The organism is Pseudomonas sp. F007, from assembly GCF_057814275.1.
On record NZ_JBVATA010000005.1, the window covers coordinates 272,422 to 290,440 of the forward strand.

The 18,019-nt window shown below is 60.7% G+C and carries 18 protein-coding genes; 13 read left to right on the forward strand and 5 right to left on the reverse strand.

Annotated elements, in window-relative coordinates; translation table 11 throughout:
- Positions 1 to 2 precede the first annotated feature (2 nt).
- Positions 3 to 347: an MmcQ/YjbR family DNA-binding protein gene (locus ACZYR5_RS14100; protein ID WP_489090813.1), complete on the forward strand. Its 345-nt coding sequence runs from the start codon at positions 3 to 5 to the stop codon at positions 345 to 347.
- Here ACZYR5_RS14100 and ACZYR5_RS14105 read toward each other — a convergent pair.
- Together ACZYR5_RS14105 and ACZYR5_RS14110 are read right to left on the reverse strand one after the other, a co-directional pair.
- Positions 344 to 733: a DUF1294 domain-containing protein gene (locus tag ACZYR5_RS14105; protein WP_489090580.1), complete on the reverse strand. Its 390-nt coding sequence runs from the start codon at positions 731 to 733 to the stop codon at positions 344 to 346. The genes ACZYR5_RS14100 and ACZYR5_RS14105 overlap by 4 nt on opposite strands.
- Positions 730 to 1,560 (reverse strand): undecaprenyl-diphosphate phosphatase, encoded by an 831-nt coding sequence (locus ACZYR5_RS14110; RefSeq protein WP_027620932.1) that lies wholly within the window; start codon positions 1,558 to 1,560, stop codon positions 730 to 732. Before ACZYR5_RS14110 ends, ACZYR5_RS14105 begins: the two co-directional genes overlap by 4 nt.
- A 293-nt stretch (positions 1,561 to 1,853) precedes the next feature.
- Between ACZYR5_RS14110 and ACZYR5_RS14115 the strand changes: the two genes are divergently transcribed.
- The 9 genes from ACZYR5_RS14115 to fapF all read left to right on the forward strand — a co-directional run bounded on the left by ACZYR5_RS14115 (position 1,854) and on the right by fapF (position 10,009).
- Complete coding sequence (locus tag ACZYR5_RS14115; RefSeq protein ID WP_489090581.1) at positions 1,854 to 3,488, forward strand: methyl-accepting chemotaxis protein; 1,635 nt, start codon at positions 1,854 to 1,856, stop codon at positions 3,486 to 3,488.
- Positions 3,489 to 3,571: 83 nt separating this feature from the next.
- Complete coding sequence (pnuC, locus tag ACZYR5_RS14120; RefSeq protein ID WP_489090582.1) at positions 3,572 to 4,135, forward strand: nicotinamide riboside transporter PnuC; 564 nt, start codon at positions 3,572 to 3,574, stop codon at positions 4,133 to 4,135.
- Positions 4,132 to 4,656, forward strand: a complete 525-nt coding sequence (locus tag ACZYR5_RS14125) for an AAA family ATPase (RefSeq protein ID WP_489090583.1) — start codon at positions 4,132 to 4,134, stop codon at positions 4,654 to 4,656. The genes pnuC and ACZYR5_RS14125 overlap by 4 nt, the downstream gene beginning before the upstream one ends.
- Positions 4,657 to 5,025: 369 nt before the next feature.
- Positions 5,026 to 5,472, forward strand: coding sequence for a fibril amyloid chaperone protein FapA (fapA, locus tag ACZYR5_RS14130; RefSeq protein ID WP_489090584.1), 447 nt, complete (start codon positions 5,026 to 5,028; stop codon positions 5,470 to 5,472).
- A 1-nt stretch (position 5,473) separates the two neighbouring features.
- A complete protein-coding gene (fapB, locus tag ACZYR5_RS14135; protein WP_489090585.1) occupies positions 5,474 to 6,052 on the forward strand; it encodes a fibril amyloid subunit FapB in 579 nt (192 codons plus the stop codon).
- Positions 6,053 to 6,118: 66 nt separating this feature from the next.
- The gene (locus tag ACZYR5_RS14140) at positions 6,119 to 7,096 is read left to right on the forward strand and encodes a heme utilization protein (RefSeq protein WP_489090586.1); all 978 of its coding nucleotides are present in this window, start codon (positions 6,119 to 6,121) and stop codon (positions 7,094 to 7,096) included.
- Between the two features lie 64 nt (positions 7,097 to 7,160).
- Positions 7,161 to 7,841, forward strand: coding sequence for a C39 family peptidase (locus tag ACZYR5_RS14145; RefSeq protein WP_489090587.1), 681 nt, complete (start codon positions 7,161 to 7,163; stop codon positions 7,839 to 7,841).
- 46 nt (positions 7,842 to 7,887) lie between these two features.
- Positions 7,888 to 8,649: a fibril amyloid subunit FapE gene (fapE, locus tag ACZYR5_RS14150; protein ID WP_489090588.1), complete on the forward strand. Its 762-nt coding sequence runs from the start codon at positions 7,888 to 7,890 to the stop codon at positions 8,647 to 8,649.
- Positions 8,650 to 8,695: 46 nt separating this feature from the next.
- Positions 8,696 to 10,009, forward strand: a complete 1,314-nt coding sequence (gene fapF / locus ACZYR5_RS14155) for a fibril amyloid transporter FapF (protein WP_489090589.1) — start codon at positions 8,696 to 8,698, stop codon at positions 10,007 to 10,009.
- A gap of 65 nt (positions 10,010 to 10,074) precedes the next feature.
- Here fapF and ACZYR5_RS14160 read toward each other — a convergent pair whose 3' ends face one another.
- Positions 10,075 to 11,400 (reverse strand): sigma-54 dependent transcriptional regulator, encoded by a 1,326-nt coding sequence (locus ACZYR5_RS14160; protein ID WP_489090590.1) that lies wholly within the window; start codon positions 11,398 to 11,400, stop codon positions 10,075 to 10,077.
- A gap of 480 nt (positions 11,401 to 11,880) precedes the next feature.
- Between ACZYR5_RS14160 and ACZYR5_RS14165 the strand changes: the two genes are divergently transcribed.
- The 3 genes from ACZYR5_RS14165 to nhaB all read left to right on the forward strand — a co-directional run bounded on the left by ACZYR5_RS14165 (position 11,881) and on the right by nhaB (position 15,275).
- Positions 11,881 to 12,144, forward strand: a complete 264-nt coding sequence (locus tag ACZYR5_RS14165; RefSeq protein WP_105754165.1) for a hypothetical protein — start codon at positions 11,881 to 11,883, stop codon at positions 12,142 to 12,144.
- A gap of 234 nt (positions 12,145 to 12,378) precedes the next feature.
- Positions 12,379 to 13,677 (forward strand): NHL repeat-containing protein, encoded by a 1,299-nt coding sequence (locus ACZYR5_RS14170; RefSeq protein WP_489090591.1) that lies wholly within the window; start codon positions 12,379 to 12,381, stop codon positions 13,675 to 13,677.
- Positions 13,678 to 13,772: 95 nt separating this feature from the next.
- Positions 13,773 to 15,275 (forward strand): sodium/proton antiporter NhaB, encoded by a 1,503-nt coding sequence (nhaB, locus tag ACZYR5_RS14175; protein ID WP_489090592.1) that lies wholly within the window; start codon positions 13,773 to 13,775, stop codon positions 15,273 to 15,275.
- A gap of 39 nt (positions 15,276 to 15,314) precedes the next feature.
- On the opposite strand, the gene zwf is transcribed toward nhaB, so the two are convergent.
- Together zwf and gnd are read right to left on the reverse strand one after the other, a co-directional pair.
- Entirely contained in the window at positions 15,315 to 16,835 is a 1,521-nt protein-coding gene (zwf, locus tag ACZYR5_RS14180) for a glucose-6-phosphate dehydrogenase (RefSeq protein ID WP_489090593.1), read from the reverse strand.
- Complete coding sequence (gene gnd, locus ACZYR5_RS14185; protein ID WP_489090594.1) at positions 16,832 to 17,812, reverse strand: phosphogluconate dehydrogenase (NAD(+)-dependent, decarboxylating); 981 nt, start codon at positions 17,810 to 17,812, stop codon at positions 16,832 to 16,834. Before gnd ends, zwf begins: the two co-directional genes overlap by 4 nt.
- Between the last annotated feature and the right edge of the window lie 207 nt (positions 17,813 to 18,019).

Here is an 18,019-nt window from a genome sequence, read left to right on the forward strand (position 1 = left end):
GCATGACCGAGGACGCCGTGGCGCAGTTCTGCCTGGCACTGCCCGGTGCGCGGGAAGATTACAAATGGGGCGGCGTGCGGGTGTTTTCGGTGGCCGGCAACAAAATGTTCGCCCTGCAGAACCTGCGGGGCGATTCCCTGGCGTTCAAGGTCGACAAGGATTTGTTCCTCGGCCATGTCGACCGTCCCGGCATAGGCCCGGCGCCGTATCTGGCGCGGGCCCAGTGGATCATCATGCAACTGCCCTACCCGCTGGGCGCCGACGAGTTGCAAGGCTTGTTGCAACGTTCCCACCAACTGGTGGTGAGCAAGTTGCCCAAGCGCGTGCAAGTCGGTTTGTTGCTCTAGAACAGGCGGAACAAGCCGGCGCCGAGGAACAGTTGGTCGATCCAGAACACCTGGTGCGCCAGCACGATCAGCCAGAACACCAGCTGGAACGAGACTTTGCGGGTCTTGTGCCGAAACAGCTGCTGAGCCAGCAGCGCTCCCGGCCAGCCACCCGCCAGTTCCAGTGCGTGCAGGACGTTTTCCGGGGTGCGCCACTGCTCGGCGCGCGCCTTGCGTTTGTCGCTCCAGTACAACAGGAACGCCACCAGGCTCATCAGCCCGTAGGCCGCCAGCGGGATCAGCGAGCCGCCGCGCAGCCACAACAGGGTCGAGCCGATCCCCGGCAGCACACACAGCGCGACGAAGATCAGGCCCTTGAGCCGAGGATGCTGGATATCCAGGCTCACGGCTTGGCCGCTGCCCAATCGATCCAGCCGAACTGCCAGGTGGCCAGGATCAGCAGGCCGAAGGCAATCCGGTACCAGGCAAATGCGGCGTAGCTGTGGCTGGCAATGAACTTGAGCAAGCCCTTGACCGCAATCATCGCGAAAACGAATGCGGTGACGAAGCCGATGGCGAACACCGGCAAGTCCGAGGCCTGGAACAGGTCACGGTACTTGTAGCCCGAATACACCGCGGCACCGACCATGGTCGGCATGGCCAGGAAGAAGGAAAACTCGGTGGCGGCTTTGCGCGACAGGCCGAACAACAGGCCGCCGATGATCGTCGAGCCGGAACGCGAGGTTCCCGGAATCATCGCCAGACACTGGGTGAAGCCGATTTTCAGGGCGTCGGTCCAGACCATGTCGTCGACCGTTTCGGCGCGCACGGTGTGCACCCGACGTTCGGCCCACAACATGATGATCCCGCCAATCACCAGGGCGGTGGCCACCGTGATCGGGTTGAACAGGTAGTGGTGAATCAGGTCGGCAAAGATCACCCCGAGCACCACCGCCGGCAAAAAGGCGATCAGCAGGTTGGCGGTGAAACGCTGGGCGTTTTTCTGCGTCGGCAGACCGATGACCACATCGAGGATCTTGCGCCGAAACTCCCAGACCACGGCGAGAATCGCGCCGAGCTGGATGATGATGTTGAATGCCATGGCCCGTTCACCGCCGAAGTCGAGCAAGTCGGCGACGATGATCTGGTGCCCGGTACTGGAAATGGGCAAAAACTCCGTCAGCCCTTCTACAACTCCAAGAATCAACGCCTGTGCGGCCGTCCAAAGATCCATCAATCCCCCGTGAAGCGATGCCCCCAAGGCATGCCCCTTTAATAATTTTTTGAGTGTTCACTGCGATCAGCGTAGCTGAAGGTCAAGGCGCACAGAATCTACCGAAAAAGGTAAAAATCCTGTGAAAAATCAACGCGGGCTCAGGTTCTCCCGTGTGCGGCCGAAATCCTATCAGACATGCCCTGAAAACGCCGCGCCGTTATAGGACTTCAGTCGCATTGGCGTAGTGGCCAAAGCATGCCTGAATGCTGGCAACGCTTTATGACAAGAACAAGAAACGGGAGTGACACGCTATGAATAGCTTGCGCAGTATGTCGATCAGCCGGCGGTTGTGGCTGATCCTGGTAGTGGCTGTGCTGATGCTGTTGACCCTGGGGCTGCTGATGCTCAAGCAGATTCACCAGGACCTGTACCTGGCCAAGGCCGAGAAGACCCGGCATGTGGTCCAGGCCGCCAGCGGCGTGCTGGATTATTACCGTCAACTGGAACTGGCTGGCACCCTCACCCGCGAGGCCGCCCAGCAGCAGGCACTGAGTGTGGTGCGTGGCTTGCGCTATGAGCAAAACGACTATTTCTGGATCAACGACCTGACGCCGGTGATGGTCATGCACCCGACCAATCCCAAGCTCGACGGGCAGAACCTGTCGGCGATCAAGGACCCGGACGGCTTTGCACTGTTCAACGAGATGGTCGCCATCGCCAAGGCCAAGGGCGCCGGCATGGTCGACTACCGCTGGCCCAAGCCTGGGGCCAGCGAGCCGGTGCAGAAAACCTCCTATGTCAAACTCTTCGAACCCTGGGGCTGGGTGATTGGCTCGGGTGTGTACATCGACGACATGCAGCTCGAGTTCCAGAGCCAGGTGCGCCAGGCCTCGCTGGTCGGCGTGAGCATTGCCGTGCTGATGGCGCTGCTGGTGATGGTGATCGCCCGCAGTATCGTCCGGCCGTTGCAGGAAACCGTCGACGCCATGGCCAATATCGCCAGTGGCGAAAGCGACCTGACCCGCAGCCTCGATACCCACGGCCAGGACGAAGTCACCCAGTTGGCCCGGCACTTCAACGCCTTCACCGCCAAGTTGCGCGGGGTCATCGGCGAGCTGCAGCAGTCCGCCAGCGCCCTGGGGCAGTCCTCCAGCGATCTGGGCGAGAACGCCGCCCAGGCCCAGGCGCGCAGCCAGCAGCAGTCGCAACAGATGGAGTTGGTGGCAACCGCAATCAATGAAGTGACCTACGGCGTGCAGGATGTGGCGAAGAATGCCGAACACGCCGCCAGCGAGATGCGTGACGCGCAAGTCCAGGCCCAGCAAGGCCAGGTCAACATCGACGGCAGCCTGCAACAGATCGACCAACTGTCCTCGACCATCGATCAGGCGGTGGAGGTGATCCGCACCCTGGCCACGGAAAGCACGCAGATTGGCAGTGTGCTGGAGGTGATCCGCTCGATTGCCGAGCAGACCAACCTGCTGGCCCTGAATGCCGCGATCGAAGCGGCGCGGGCTGGCGAACAAGGCCGAGGCTTTGCCGTGGTGGCGGACGAGGTGCGCTTGCTGGCCCAGCGCACACAGAAATCCACCGCCGAGATCCAGGGCATGATCGAGCGCTTGCAGAATCACTCCGAGGCCGCGGTGAAGGTGATCGGCGACAGCAGCCGCGCTTCGCAACTGACCATCGAGCAGGCTGGCCTGGCCGGTGCCAGCCTCAGTGCCATCGGCCAGGCGCTGCACAACCTCAATGGCCTCAACGCCTCGATTGCCAGCGCCACCTTGCAACAGGCGCATGTGGTCGAGGACATCAACCAGAACGTCACCCAGGCGGCCGGGTTGTCCCACAGCACCGCGCTGGCGGCCGAGCAATCGAGCACCGCGAGCGAGCACCTGCGGGTGTTGAGTGAACAGCTCAATGCCTCGCTCAAGCAGTTCCGCGTGTAACTCGCCAGCACTGAGGGCGCTAACGCCTCGCCGCCCACTCTGGGTACAATCGGCGCCCTCTTCGACTTGACCAAGGAATCTGCATGTCCGGGCTTGAACTGTTTGCCGCCACGCTCGGCGTGATCGCTGTCTGGTTGACGGTCAAGCAGAACCCCTGGTGCTGGCCCATCGGCCTGGTGATGGTGCTGCTCTACAGCTGGATTTTCTTTGAGGTCAAACTCTATTCGGACATGCTGCTGCAGGTGGTCTACGCCGGGCTGCAACTGTATGGCTGGTGGCAATGGACCCGTGGCGGCGCCAGTCATCATGGCCGCGAAGTCAGCCGCCTGGGCGCTGGCACGGTACTTCGCGACCTCGGGCTTGGCGCCCTTGGCAGCCTGCTGCTGGGCGCGGCCATGGCCCATTGGACCGATGCCGCCCAGCCGTGGCTGGACGCCGCCCTGACCGGTTTCAGCCTGGTCGCGCAGTGGTGGATGGCGCAAAAGCGTGTGCAATGCTGGTCGCTGTGGATTGCCGTGGATGTGATCTTCGTCGGCCTGTTCCTCTACAAGGGCCTGTACCTGACCGCGGCGTTGTATGCGGTATTTACCGCGCTGGCCGTCCAGGGCCTGCGTGAGTGGCGTGCCGATCCGGCGCTGCGCACATGAAGGTGCTGGTGCTCTGTGGTCCCGAATCCAGTGGCAAAAGCTGGCTGTCGGCCGAGTTGCAGCAGCGTTTCGGCGGGCTGCTGGTGGGCGAATACGTGCGTCATTTCATCGAGCAGAATCCGCGCGACACCTGCCTGGCGGATATCCCGGCCATTGCCCGTGGGCAACTGGCCTGGGAAGACAGCGCCCGCGCACAGCAGCCAGACCTGCTGATCCTCGACACACATCTACTGAGCAACATGCTCTGGAGCCAGACCCTGTTTGGCGCCTGCCCGGCCTGGATCGAAGAGCAATTGCTGGCCCGCCACTACGACCTGCACCTGGTGCTTTCCCCGCAAATGGTGGAATGGACCGACGACGGCCAACGTTGCCAGCCGGAATTGGCTGAGCGCCAGGCATTCTTCCAGGCGACCTGCGACTGGCTGCACCGGCACCAGCAGCCGCTGCAGATTATCGAAGGCGACTGGAGCGAAAGACGCCGTCAGGCAGTGCTTGCGGTAGAGCAATTGCTCAAGTTTTAGCCCCCTGAAACCACGTCTTACCCCCACATTTCCCCTGTTTTGGGGCCTCAAGTGTCCGATCCTGAAACACCACGCAGCGGTGTAACGGCCTGCGTACAAGGGGTTCATCAGCTTGACACAGCAATTGTTAAGCGATTGAAACACCTCCTCCCCAACCCTTGATCCAGAGCATCTCGACACTGATAGCCGGCTAACCACGGCCGAGTTGCCCTGCCGCCTGTCTCACGGTTGAAACAACCTGCGCCTGCAAAATCCGACCACAAACTCCAAGCCCTTGAATTTTCGATAGAAATAAAAAGCGGCACAGCTCCTGCTCTCTCCCTCACAACGCTGACAGGGCCAGCGGCAAATTTGAGAAGGAGTGCAGAGATGGGGACTATCGAAAAAGGCACAACCCGCCTGCTGATGCTCGGATGTGCGCTCAGCTCTGTGCTCAGCCTGCCGGTGCACGCCGAAGGCAACGGGGTGATTGTGCTGCAACGCGATGTGCAACCTCGCGCCATTGGCCGCCAGCCGTTCGCCAAAGACCCCTACCCGACCACGGTCAACGCCAATCCATCGGAACGGATCGTTCAGGTCACCAACTCGGAACTCAACGACGGTGACTTTGCCGGCATCAGCAGCGGCGCCAGCATCATCAATCGCAGCACCGTACCCAGCGCCAACAGCGGCTCCGGGATTAACGTGCTGACCAATCCCAACGGTCTGCCGGGCATGCAGTCCGGCCACGGCGGCGGTAGCGGCAGCGCGATCTCCGGCACCATCACCCGCTCCATCAACATTGGCCTTTCGCCTCTGACCAACATGGGGAAATGAGATGAATCGGACGCTGATTTTCCTCGCCCTGTTGAGCAGCACCTCGGCCATGGCTGACTCCGGTGTCAACACGGTGAACAACGCAACCCTGGACAACTCCGGCGCCAACTACAAAGGCAACCTGATGATGAACCAGGCTGCCGGCGACCAGCAGCAACAGATCAACAACCGGGCCATCGCCATCGGTTCCGAGGCGTCGGCCACCGGCAGCATCACCCAGAAAATCACCACGCCCGCCGATCGTTCGATGAACGCAACCAGCTCCATCGGTGGCAACTCTTTCAGCAATGGCAGCGGCGCACTGGGCGTGAACCAGTCGGCCGGGGCCAACAACCAAATGATCAATGCCATGCGGATCAGCGTCAGCGCCGCGCCGCAGAGCATTGATGACAGCGCCCTGTCGCAACAGAACGTGGCGTTGTTACCAAACTCAGGAGCAACTGGCACTTCGCAAGGCAGTCGCCAGGTCGTGACAAGCGACCAGGCCTTCACCGGCAGCCGAGGAGTGATTCAGGTGAACCAGAGTGCCGGGGTGGGGAACCGCATGGCTAACACCCTGAGCATCCGGGTCGCAGACTGACCCAAATCCCGCAGTGCAATTAGAAAGTACCAACACTTAACCAACTAATAAGCACGGAGAAACACCATGAAACCTACAACAGCTCTGAAACCACTGGTTTTCGCTCTGGCAGCGGTCATGGCAATTGCGGCTCAGGCCGATGGCGGCAAACGTCATCACCCACAACCTAAACCACAGGGTCCGACCCTGGATCAAATCCTCTCGATCACCGCCGGTGCAGGCGCAGCGGTTCTCGATCAACAGGACAGCTCCGGCAACAGCGTGCTCAACCAGGGCACCAAAAACACCTCCAAGGCTGACAGCTCGCTCAACGGTTCCAGCGGCAACATGGGCGCCAACGTTGCAGCCGGCGACGGCAACCAACAAGACAACGTCGCAGCCATCGCCACCGCCGATGAAAAATTCATCTTCGGTAGCGCGGTTGCCCTGTCCAGTGCCACTCAAATCAACACCGACAACTCTGTGACCAACCGCTCTACGCAAAACCTCGCCACCGTCAACAACGTTGGCAATGGCAGCTCGGGCAACATCGGCGTCAACTCTGCCGCCGGCAACTTCAACCAACAGAAAAACAACCTGGCCATTGCCGTATCGGCCGGTCGTGTAGCCACCGCAGCCGCCGCTGCCAACCAGTCCTCAACCGGCCTGGACGTGGACAACAAAGCCGATCGCGTGAACAAAGTGGTTGACCTCAAAGGCAGCTTCAAAGCTACCGGCAGCTACAAAGGCACCGGCTACGGCACCATCGAAGGCGACAAAAAAGGTCATGATGACCGCGGCTATGGTGGTGGCAAGGACAAAGATCAGAAATTCACCTTCAAAGAACAAGGAAGTGTTGAGCTGGCTGGCTACTGGACTCAGCAAGTGCTGACCAAAGATGGCTGGAAAAACCCAGTGGTTAACAATGCTTCGATGACCAACTCGATGAACGGCTTCTCGGGTAATGGTGGTACCAACGTTGCAGCCGGCGTGGGTAACCAACAAAGCAACTCGCTGTCCATCGCTGCAGGTTGCAAGGCTTGCCAAGGCGGCAACACCTTCTAACTGCGACGCACCTGAAAGCCCCGGAAACGGGGCTTTTCTTCTGACCCCACAAGGCGTAACGACCATGCGAGTTGCTGCCCTCTCCCTCCTGCTTTGCCTGTCTGGCCTGACTCAGGCCGCACAGATGCCCGTGGCCGCCCTACCCGGCGGTGTCATGGTCTACAAGGAAGTGCAAAGCCTGCGTGAGCGCAAGTTTGCCGACCTGGTCGAACAGAAAACCGACTTCAGCTGCGGTGCTGCCACACTGGCAACCATCCTGCGCCAGGCTTATTGGCTGGATGTCGATGAAGAGCACATCATCAAAGGCATGCTGGTCAATGCTGACCAGGACCTGGTGCGTACCCAGGGGTTTTCCATGCTCGACATGAAGCGCTACATCGAAAGTATCGGTATGCGTGCGCGGGGCTATCGTATTCCGCCTGAGAAACTGCAAGCGGTGACGATCCCGGTGGTGGTTCTGATGGATGTTCGCGGCTACAAGCACTTCGTGGTATTGCAGCGGGCCGATAAAGACTGGGTGTACATCGGTGATCCAGTCCTGGGCCATAAGCGTTACACCCACGATGACTTTGTCCAAGGTTGGAACGGCATTGTATTTGCCATCATCGGCCCCGGTTACGACAAGGCCAACGCCTTGCTCGACCCACCGACGCCGCTGACTGCCAAGAACAAGCTGGATAACTTCAACCCGGTCAAAGATGCCGAGCTGATGGATTTCGGGTTTATTCAGAGCGATTTCTTCTAGGCGCTCACAAAAACAAAGGAGCAGTTGGACGCTCCAGGAGCCGAAGATGAAAACTTCACATTGGGTGGTCGCCGCATGCTTGGCTGCGAGCTTTCCGACGCTCACCTACGCAGGTTTTACACCCATAGAGATTAAAGACTCGGAACTCTCGCAGTTACGCGGTCGGTATGTCATGCCCGGGCGGATCATCAGCTTTGGCGTGGTCATGAGCAGCACCTGGCGCAACGCCAGCGGTGACATCATTGGGGCTTCCACCTCGATGCAGATTCAAGCTTCCACGGTCAAACCACAGTTTTACGTATCGACCGTGAACGAACCGGGTTCGGGTGACAAAGGCCATTCGCAATCCCAGGGCACCGGCAACATTTATGGCGGCGCAGCCTTGAGCAGCAGCCAGGGCGTCACCCAGAGCGTGCGCGCCGCCGGCGATGGCAACACCGCCTACAACAATGTGGCGATTGACGTGAAAGAAGCGTCCAGCGCCCCCGCACAACTCGCCCCACCTCCTGGCAGCCAGGTGTTGACCGCCGGTAACACCATCAATGCCAGCAACGCCGCCGGTTCCATTGCCATTTCGGCCAACAGTGGCGGTATCCAGATGGCCATCGCGGCCAACAATAATCAGGGCAGCACCCTGCAACAGGTTGCCCAGGGGGGCTTGCTGCAAAACACTCGCCTGCTTGGCGACAGCAACATGGTGAACAACCTGACTCAGCTCAACGTGGTGCTCAATAACAACGGCCCAAGCCCTGGCGCTTTGGATTGCAACCTGAGTCAACTCAAAGGCCTACGCAATATGGGATATTGAACTACGCTGACTTTCGACCATTGGGCTCAAAGGGACGGCATGATTCATGTATCGATCTGTGTCACTACGCACGGTTGTATGTCTGAGTACTCTTCTTCCCGCGGCACTGGTGCAGGCAGCGCCCGATCCGGCAGTAGAGGCCCTTAAACAGGAACTTCTGGAACTCAAGCAGCGTTACGAAGTACAGCAAAAGGCCCTGGCGGTACTGGAACAACGGGTCCGCCAGGTGGAAGAGCAACCCGCCGAACCGCCACCAAAGCGTCTCGCCAAATCACCTGCCGACATGCGCGGCAACACCCAGGTTGCGGGGACCGGGGCAGCAGCGGCATCGGGGGGGGCAGCCGGGGGCGCCGGCGCCAAGGGCAGTTCCTATGGCCAGTCGCTGTCGGACGACAGCCAACCGGCGCAAAGCGTGTCCAACCTCTATGACGAAGCCAGTGGTTTCTTCGGCGGCGGCAAATTCAGCCTCGAAACCGGCGTGACCTACGCTCGTTACGATACCCGCACGCTGATTCTCAATGGCTTCCTGGCCCTTGACTCGATTTTCCTCGGCAACATCAACCTGGATCGGATCAAGGCCGACAACTGGACCTTCGACTTGACCGGTCGCTACAACCTGGACAATCGCTGGCAGTTCGACCTCAACGTGCCAGTCGTTTATCGCGAGTCGACCTACCAGTCCGGCGGCGCTTCCGGCGGTGCGGCGAACGTGACGTCAGAGCAGACCGTGACCCAGGATCCGACCATCGGCGACGTCAACTTCGGTGTTGCCTACAAGTTCCTCGACGAGTCGGTCAGCTCACCGGATGCGGTGTTTACCTTGCGGGTCAAGGCGCCGACCGGCAAGGAGCCGTTTGGTATCAAGCTGCGCCAGGTGGACAGCAACACCAACCTGTTCGTCCCGGATGACCTGCCCACCGGTAACGGTGTCTGGTCGGTGACCCCGGGCATCTCGCTGGTGAAGACCTTCGACCCGGCCGTGCTGTTCGGCTCCCTGTCCTACACCCACAACCTGGAAGAGTCGTTTGACGACATCAGCTCCACGGTCAACGTCAAAACCCCGGGCAAGGTCCAGCTGGGCGACAGCTTCCAGATTGGCGCGGGTGTCGCCTTTGCCCTGAACGAAAAAATGAGTATGTCGTTCTCGGTCTCCGACCTGGTGCAGCGCAAGAGCAAGCTCAAGGCCGACGGCGGCGACTGGCAATCGGTGACCTCCAGCGACGCCAACGCCGGGTATTTCAACGTCGGTATGACGGTGGCCGCCAGCGACAACCTGACCATCGTGCCCAACCTGTCGATTGGTCTGACGGACGACGCCCCGGACTTCACCTTCAGCCTGAAATTCCCGTACTACTTCTAACCCGCTTCACCCAGCAAAAGGCCCGCTGCGATCCTCTCGCAGCGGGCCTTTCACTTTTCCGCGCCCTAGCGGATCTGGTGCTTGTGCAGCAATCGGTAGAACGTTGGCCGGGACACCCCGAGCACCCGGGCGGCGACACTGAGGTTGTCGCTGTGGCGGTTCAATACGTCGCACAACGCCTGGCGTTCGGCGCGGGTCTTGTAGTCTTCAAGGGTGCCCATGGGCGCGGCGACCGTCTGCTGGCTGATCAAGCCGAGGTCCCGCGCCTCGATCTGCCGGCCCTCGGCCAGGACCAGCCCGCGCCGCACCCGGTTCGCCAGTTCGCGAACATTGCCCGGCCAGTCATGCTTGCCCATGGCGACCAGCGCATCCTCGCTGAAGCTGCGCGGACGGCGACCGGTTTCCAGGCTATAGAAGTGGGAAAAATGGCTGGCCAGCATCGCCAGGTCGCCATGGCGCTCGCGCAGGGGTGCGGTTACTACCTGGAGTACGTTGAGCCGGTAATACAGGTCTTCGCGAAAGCGTTTGACGGTAATTGCCGCCTCAAGATCAACGTGGGTTGCGGCCAGCACCCGCACGTCCACCGGGATCGGCTGACTGCCGCCGACCCGTTCAATGTGTTTTTCCTGGAGAAAGCGCAAGAGGTTGGCTTGCAATTCCAGCGGCAGATCGCCGATTTCATCGAGAAACAAGGTGCCACCGTTGGCCGCCTCGATCCGTCCGACCTTGCGTTGATGGGCGCCGGTAAATGCGCCCTTTTCATGGCCGAACAGCTCGGACTGGATCAAATGCTCCGGGATCGCCCCGCAATTGATCGCCACGAAGGGCTTGCTGTGACGTTGCGACTGGCGGTGCAAGGTTCTCGCCACCAGTTCCTTGCCGGTACCGCTTTCGCCGCGGATCAGCACCGGGGATTCGGTAGGCGCCAGTTTGCTCAGCAACTTGCGCAGTTCGCGGATCGGCTTGCTGTCGCCCAGCAGTTCGTGTTCCGGCTGGTCGACATGAATGGTGCCCTGGCCACGCAGGCGCGCCATGCCAAAGGCGCGGCCGAGGGTGACCTGGACCCGGGAGACGTCGAAGGGCAAGGTGTGAAAGTCGAAAAACCACTCGCAGACGAAATCGCCGACGTTCTGCAGGCGCAATACGTCCGGGCTGAGTACCGCGATCCATTCGGTGCCGCTGCGGCTGATCAGGTCCTTGACCGCCTCGGGTCGCTCGAGGTGGAACGGCTGCAGACGCAGCAAACCGACATCGCAGCTGCGATCACCGGCATTTTCCAGGCTGCAGCTGTCGACATCCCAGCCAATGGCGCGCAAGCCAGGCAACAATTGATGGCAGTCCTCGCAGGGATCGACCACCAACAGACGGCGCGTTGCAGGCGTTTCAATCATGACTGTTCCTTGGCGCCAAAATTCGGAAAAGTTATTAGAAACAGTCGTTTGGCGGACCTGGGTGTAACATTAGCAAGAACTTGACAGTGGCTTGTATCGTTTAACTATAAGGTTAATGAGCTTTTAGTTATAAGCAGGCACTTACTTAGCCAGCTATGTACCCGTGACCTGTGGGAGCGAGCCTGCTCGCGAAAGGCGTCAACGATAACGCGATCATTCTGAAAGTACGCTGTGCCTGTGGTTATTCGCGAGCAGGCTCGCTCCCACAAGAATCAAAGGCACAAACAATGAGATCCAACCTTTCACCAGGCTTTCAAATTAGCCGCTATTCAGGCGCCATCGAAAGAAACATGAAATTTATTCGGAATATGTGTGACCCGCCCCCCAGTTGCGCGCATCAGTACAAGTAACCCGCCGCACGGTACGCCCAACCGCCGGCACCTCGATGATCTTGATTGGGCACTTGAGAGAGAAGACCCCATGAACGCTCCGCTCCGTATGAACGAAGCTCTTTTGATTGCCGACCGCGCATTTACTCCTTTCCAATGCGTAGCCTGGGCGCTGCAGGACGGCACCGGCCCGGTGACACTGACGGTTATCGACCGCACAAGTAATCGCCTCCTCGACAAGCAATTGTCCAGCAGCAACATCGATCCGGCACAGCTTGAAAAACTGCTCAACGAAGCCCGCAGCGAACTTAAAGAAAAAGGTTATCAGTTGCAGGGCTGGTCCATGCCGCACTAAGTAACAACAGCGGACCACTGCTCGGTGGTCCGCTTTCTTATTGCCAAGTAACGATAGACAGCTGTTTTTACCCCAACTTGAAACTTCGGGTTACAAAGACACTGTTCTGGCACATAACGCCGCACCGCCTGTAATTTCTGACAGTTGTGCAATATTCGAATCAGCGCTTGAATGATTCCTTCGTGTAGCCACCTCCTCGGTACTGGATCTGGTCGACTCGCAAGGAGAAGCGTCATGTCCGTCCATTTCATCAATCACGCAGTCGCCGTTTACGCCCCGCTCGAAGAGGCGGGGCAACTCGACAGCCAATTTGGCCGCAATGGCAAAGCCTGGCTCGAGTTCACGGACAGCCTGTGGAGCATCGCCAATGATGTTGCCGTCGACCGCCAAGGCCGGTTATTGGTCGCGGCCAAGGTCGCCGGCGAACGGGGCTGCCAATTTGGCCTGATGCGCCTGCACGAGGACGGCTCGACCGACCTGAGCTTCGGCACCCAGGGCCACGTGGTCGGTCAGTTCGAAAGCGGCCGCGAATCCACCGCAGGCAAGATCCAGCTATTGCCCGACGGACGCATCCTGCTCTGCGGCCTGATGTACGAAGACCCGCAGCACACCCTGCCCGCCCTCGCCCTCTTTGATCGACAAGGCCGCCTCGACCCCGCGTTCGGTGTTGGCGGCGTGCAGGTGGTGCGCCTGCCCGGCAACCTCTCCCAAGGGGCCCGTGATCCGTGGCTGCCGCCCGGTGTGCCGGGGGCCGAGGCCTGCGACGTACAGGTTCAGGGCGACGGCCGGATCCTGTTGCTGGCCAATCATCAGTACCAGTTCTCCGATCATGTTGGCATCATCATCCGCCTGACCGCCCAGGGTGCTCTGGATCAGACGTTCAATGGCCGTGGCTTTGCGATGGTCCGCCACCTGCTGTTGAATACCTGGCTGTCCAGCCTGCTGATCCAGAAAGACGGGGCGATTGTGGTCGCCGGCGCCATCGACTTTCCGCAGGAGGGTCTGCTGGCACGGTTCGATGCGCACGGTCGACTGGATGCCAGCTTTGCCGAGCATGGTTTCCTGAGTTTCCGCGTCGACGGGCGCAGCGCCCATGTCAGTCGGGTGATTGAACAAACCAATGGACAGTTACTGTGCCTGGGCAGCAGCCGCGACCCGATGCACAGCCTGACGTTCAGCGTGCGCAGCGACGGCCGGCCGGAGCATCGTTGCAACGCCGGTCAGCCGCTGCTGACGACAATCGGCCAGAGCCCCAGCCAGTGGATTGCCGCCTGTGGTTGCAGCGATGGCCGGGTACTGAGCGCGGGGGCAACCATCGGCGGGATCGACGCCGACTTCATTGTCGCCCGCCACCTGCCGGACGGCCGTCCAGACCTGGAATTCGCCGACGGCAACGGCTGGGTGCGCACGCGCCTCGGGCGCAGCCTCGACACCGCGACGGCAATTGCCCTGCAGGGCACCGGGGGCGTGGTCGTCGCCGGCTATTCATTGGACGGCCATTATCGCGCGGTGCTGGTGCGCTACCTGACCTGACAAGTGCTGACTCATGATCAACAATAAAACTCAATAACTTGATCTTCCCCGAGTGTTACGGCAAGTTGCGCGCTTCTTAAACAAAGGAGTCGCCGATGTCCGGTTCAATGGCCCAGGCGTTTGCAAATAATTTCCTCGGGCATTCACCGCGCTGGTACAAGGCGAGCATTCTCGCTTTTCTCATCCTCAACCCACTGCTGCTGTGGACGGTCGGTCCGGTCGCCGCTGGTTGGTTGCTGGTGGCCGAGTTCATCTACACCCTGGCAATGGCGCTCAAATGCTATCCCTTGCTGCCCGGCGGGCTGTTGATCGTCCAGGCCCTGGTGCTCGGCATGACGACGCCCCAGGCGCTGTACGACGAGTTGCAACACAATTTCCCGGTGATCCTGCTGCTGATGTTCATGGTCGCGGGGATCTACTTCATGAAGGACCTGCTGCTGTTCCTGTTCTCTCGCCTGCTGCTGGGGGTACGCTCCAAGGCCATGCTGGCGTTGATGTTCTGCTTCCTCTCGGCGTTCCTCTCGGCATTCCTCGATGCCCTGACGGTCACCGCAGTGATCATCAGTGCCGCCGTGGGTTTCTACTCGGTCTATCACCGGGTGGCCTCGGGCAATGATCCGCGCCAGGACAGCGAGTTCGGTGACGACCAGCACCTGCCGCAACTGCACCATGCCGACCTCGAGCAGTTCCGCGCCTTCCTGCGCAGCCTGTTGATGCACGGCGCCGTCGGCACTGCGCTGGGCGGCGTCTGCACCCTGGTGGGCGAGCCGCAGAACCTGCTGATCGGGCATGAGATGGGCTGGCACTTTGCCGAGTTTTTCCTCAAGGTCGCGCCGGTTTCCCTGCCGGTGCTGGCGGCGGGCCTGGTGACCTGCGTGCTGCTGGAGAAAGTGCGCTGGTTCGGCTACGGCACCCTGCTGCCGGATAACGTGCGTGCCGTGCTGGCCGCCTATGCCGCCCAGGACAATACCGAACGCACCTCGCGGCAACGCGCGGCGCTGCTGGTGCAAGGCGCTGCCGCGCTGATCCTGATTGCCGGCCTGGCATTGCATGTGGCGGAAGTCGGCTTGATCGGGCTGATGGTCATCGTGCTGATCACCAGCTTTACCGGAATCACCGACGAACACCGGATCGGCAGCGCGTTCAAGGACGCGATGCCCTTCACCGCGTTGCTGGTGACCTTCTTCGCCGTGGTCGCGGTGATCCATGACCAGCAGCTGTTCCGGCCGCTGATTCAATGGGTACTGGCCCTGCCGGCAGACCAGCAGCCCGGCATGCTGTTCATTGCCAACGGCTTGCTCTCGGCGATCAGCGACAACGTGTTCGTCGCGACCATCTACATCACCGAGGTCAAGCAGGCGTTTGCGTCCGGGAGCATGAGCCGCGAACATTTCGAGACCCTGGCGATCGCCATCAACACCGGCACCAACCTGCCCAGCGTAGCGACGCCCAACGGCCAGGCGGCGTTCCTGTTCCTGCTGACGTCGGCCATTGCCCCGCTGATTCGCCTGTCGTACGGGCGCATGGTGTGGATGGCCCTGCCCTACACCTGCGTCATGGGCGTGCTGGGCTGGTACGCGGTGAGTTACTGGCTGTAAAACGACAAACCCCGGCGTTCGCGCCGGGGTTTGGGTGACTCAGCCGAGGCGATGCCAGCTTCGACCGTCGCGGGCCAGCAACTCGTCAGCGGCACTCGGGCCGTCTTCGCCGGCCGCATAGGTCTGCACACTGGCATCCTGCTGCCAGGCATCGAGGAAGGGCTGCACCGCACGCCAGCCGTTTTCGATATTGTCGGCGCGCTGGAACAGGGTCTGATCGCCAGTCAGGCAGTCGTAGATCAGCGTCTCGTAGCCCGTCGAGGGCTGCATTTCGAAGAAATCCTTGTAGGCAAAGCCCAGTTCGATGTTGGCCATGTCCAGGGCCTGTCCCGGGCGCTTGGCCAGCAGGTCGAACCACATGCCTTCATTGGGTTGAATCTGAATTCTCAGGTAAGTCGGTTGCAACTCGTCGACTTCGGTGTCGCGAAACTGCGCGTAGGGCGCAGGTTTGAAGCAGATGGCGATTTCGGTGTCGCGCACACTCATGCGCTTGCCGGTGCGCAGATAGAACGGCACGCCGACCCAGCGCCAGTTGTCGATCATCACTTTCAAGGCGACGAAGGTTTCGGTGCTGCTGTCAGCCGCCACCTTGGGCTCTTCGCGATAACCGTCCACCGGCTTGCCGGCAATTGCCCCGGCGGTGTACTGGCCGCGCACCGAGTTGGCCCGCGCTTCTTCGACCGACCAGGGACGAATCGCCCCGACCACCTTGGCCTTTTCACCCCGTACCGCATCGGCACCAAAGGCCGCCGGCGGTTCCATGGCGACCATCGCCAGCAACTGGAACAGGTGATTGGGCACCATGTCCCGCAGGGCACCGGTGTGTTCGTAGAAGTTGCCCCGGGTTTCCACGCCAACGGTCTCGGCAGCGGTGATCTGCACGTGGTCGATGTAGTGGTTGTTCCAAAAGGCTTCGAACAGGCTGTTGGAGAACCGGCTGACCAGGATGTTCTGCACGGTTTCCTTGCCCAGGTAATGGTCGATCCGGTAGATCTGCTTTTCCGTCATGACCTTGAGCAGACACGCGTTCAAGGCCTCGGCGGTGTGCAGGTCGGAACCGAAGGGTTTTTCGATCACCACCCGGCGGAAGGCCTCGGGGCTCTCCTCCAACAAGCCGTTGGCACCGAGGCGGCGCACCACTTCGCTGAAGAAGCGCGGCGCGGTCGCCAGGTAGAACACCGCATTACCGGTGCCGCTGCCGGCGATTTTCGCCGCCAGCGCCTGGTAAGTGCTGTCGTCGAGAAAATCGCCCTGCACATAGCTGATGCCCTTGGCCAGCTTGGCCCAGAGCACCGGATCCAGCGAGTCATGGCCGTTGCCGACCTTGTTTGCCGCCTCGGTGCGAATGAACGCCTCGAGCTTGGCGGCGAACTCGCCATCGGTGCTGGCGTTGTGGTCAACGCCAATGATCCGCAAGCCGTCCCCCAGCAACCCGTCGCGACTCAGGTTGTACAGCGCCGGCATCAGCAGACGCTTGACCAGGTCGCCATGGGCACCGAACAGAAACAACGTGGTCGGTGGGGCGGGTTGTACCTTGGACTTCTTGCGGATCACGGTCATTTTTTCGAAGTCTCGACGTGGCCGCCAAAGCCGAAGCGCATGGCCGAGAGGATCTTGTCACCGTAGGCACCCTGCTGGCGCGAGCGGTAGCGCGAGAACAGCGAGCTGGACAATACCGGCACCGGCACTGCCTGCTCCATGGCGGCTTCGATGGTCCAGCGACCTTCACCGCTGTCGGCCACGGAGCCGGAGAAACCATCGAGTTTCGGATCGCTGGCCAGGGCATCGGCGGTCAGGTCGAGCAACCACGAGGAGACCACGCTGCCACGACGCCAGACTTCCGCGATATCGGCGACGTTCAGGTCGAAACGCTGGTCTTCCGGAAGAATTTCCGAAGACTTGGTCTTGAGAATGTCGAAGCCTTCGGCGAAGGCCTGCATCATTCCGTATTCGATACCGTTGTGGATCATCTTGACGAAGTGCCCGGCACCGGCTGGGCCGGCGTGGATGTAGCCGCGCTCGGCACGGTCGTCATTGGAAACACGGTCCTTGGTCCGCGGGATATCGCCCATGCCAGGCGCCAGTGCGGCGAACAGCGGGTCCAGACGCGTAACCTGCTCGGCGTCACCGCCGATCATCATGCAGTAGCCGCGCTCCAGGCCCCAGACGCCGCCGGAGGTGCCCACGTCGATGTACTTCAGGCCTTTTTCGGCGAGGGTTTTCGCCCGGCGGATGTCGTCTTTATAGAAGGTGTTGCCGCCGTCGATGATCACGTCGCCGGCGTCGAGCAATTCGCTCAGGGCGTCGATGGTGTCTTCGGTCGGTGCGCCGGCGGGCAGCATCACCCAGACCGCGCGCGGCGGCTCAAGGGCAGCGACCAGTGCCGGCAGGTCGGCTACGCCGGTGGCGCCTTCTTTGCCCAGGGTGTCAACGAACGCGGTGTTGCGGTCATAGACCACAGTGCTATGCCCGTTGAGCATCAGGCGCCGTGCAATGTTGCCGCCCATGCGGCCCAGTCCAATGATCCCCAATTGCATGTGCTGATGCTCCTTACTGCGAATAAATGTGTGTCAAAAGGTCAATAGCGCCCCGGACTCAATCAAGCTTAGTCCAGAGCGCTGCAACATAGTTTCCGGGCATTTTGCCTGAACTACAGGGATAACGTCCCAAACGATGACGAAGACACAAGGACAACGGAAAATAAAAAAGTTCCATTACCTGGCAAAAGAAATCAGAATTGCCGC